Origin of the sequence: Martinezella lusitana (assembly GCF_016901135.1) — a bacterium.
GTDB classification, from domain to species: Bacteria; Pseudomonadota; Alphaproteobacteria; order Rhizobiales; family Rhizobiaceae; genus Rhizobium; species Rhizobium lusitanum_D.
In genome coordinates this window covers 1-1,431 of record NZ_JAFEVL010000079.1, presented here as the reverse complement: position 1 = coordinate 1,431, position 1,431 = coordinate 1, and the positions used below count along the sequence as shown (strand labels likewise).

1 protein-coding gene is annotated in these 1,431 nt (G+C 58.1%); it reads right to left on the bottom strand.

From position 1 onward, the window contains the following. Positions 1-293 precede the first annotated feature (293 nt). The gene (locus JTP94_RS35285) at positions 294-1,343 is read right to left on the bottom strand and encodes an IS110 family transposase (protein WP_204854977.1); all 1,050 of its coding nucleotides are present in this window, start codon (positions 1,341-1,343) and stop codon (positions 294-296) included. Positions 1,344-1,431 lie beyond the last annotated feature (88 nt).

The window sequence follows — 1,431 nt, the reverse complement described above, 5'->3', positions numbered from 1 at the left end:
GGTGATGTCATGTCTGGATGGCGCCCGTTTGGCAATGTGATTTTGGCCGGTGTTTGAGCTTTGCGGGTCGGGTGCAGTCATGTCTTCGGCCTATTTATGCGGCGCGTGATGACCGCTGGCCCTGATGTTTTCCGCTTGAACCGATCCCTATCAGGTTATCGCGCTGTTGTTGCGCAAGACAACACCGCGGGTTCTTCGGTTCGTGCGGTCCATTCCGCTATGCTGTCACATCATACCATCGTCACTCCGCCAACTGTTTTGCCCCCGTAGCAATGACCGTGGGGGCCTTTCGCTTAAGCTGGAACCAGATCGGAGCATCTCGAAACGCGCTCCGACTGGAAGTTCACGTTCCTCGCCATGATCGCCCAGGCAATGCGGGCAATCTTGTTGGCGAGCGCGACTGCAACAAGCTTGAAGGGCTTCTTCGACAGCAAGCCACGCGCCCAGTTCGCCAGAGGCGTATCAACCGTCCCCTTCTTCATCCTGTAGAGGGCTGCGTGCGCCCCAACCACGAGGAGTTTGCGCAGGTGCCGGTTGCCCATTTTGGAAATCGAGCCCAGCCTTGGTTTGCCACCGGTCGAATGCTGCCTGGGGACAAGGCCCAACCAGGCTGCGAACTCACGTCCGCCTTCGAACAGCTTTGGGTCTGAGACGCTGGCCGAAAGGCAAGTTGCGATGACGGGCCCAATTCCGGGAACGGTCGCAAGCCGGATACTGACATCGTTGTTGCGATGGGCGGCAAGGAGCGCCTTGTCGAGCTTTGCGATCTGCCCCTCGATCTCTATCAACACTGTCGCCAAAGGCGCCAGGGCAGTGCGAACAGCTTGCGGGCTGTGCCGTTCATCTTCCAGGATGGCGATTAATTGCCGGACATTGTGGGCGCCATGTGGTGCCACAATGCCAAGCTCAGCAAAGTGACCACGCAAGGCATTGATGAGCGCAGTCCGTTGCGAGATCAGAAGCTCGCGTGCACTGTGCAACATCAACGTTGCCTGCTGGTCTTCGCTCTTGACCGGAACGAACCGCATCGACGGCCGCGTGACGGCTTCGCAGATGGCGGCTGCGTCAGCCGCATCATTCTTCTGCCGTCGCAGGTACGGCTTGATATAGTTCGGTGGGATCAGCCGAACGTCATGACCAGCCGCGATCAGCGTTCGCGCCCAGTGATGCGCTGTCGCGCAGGCTTCCAAGCCAATCAGGCAAGGGGCAAGCGCCTCGAAGAATGGCTGCATCTGCCCTCGTCGTAGCGATTTGCGCAAGACGATCTGCCCATCCGCGTCAACTCCATGAAGTTGGAAAACATTCTTTGCGATATCAAGTCCGATTGTCGTAATCTCTCCCATGGTGGGTGGCTCCTCTAAAAGGTTCTGCAACAACCTATTCTGGCACACTCGATGCCGTCGGAGGGCGCCATCCACCACATCAGGTTAA

Bases quoted from the DNA above. Each gene is read 5' to 3' on its own strand.
- JTP94_RS35285 (WP_204854977.1), bottom strand. From the start codon at position 1,343: ATGGGAGAGATTACGACAATCGGACTTGATATCGCAAAGAATGTTTTC.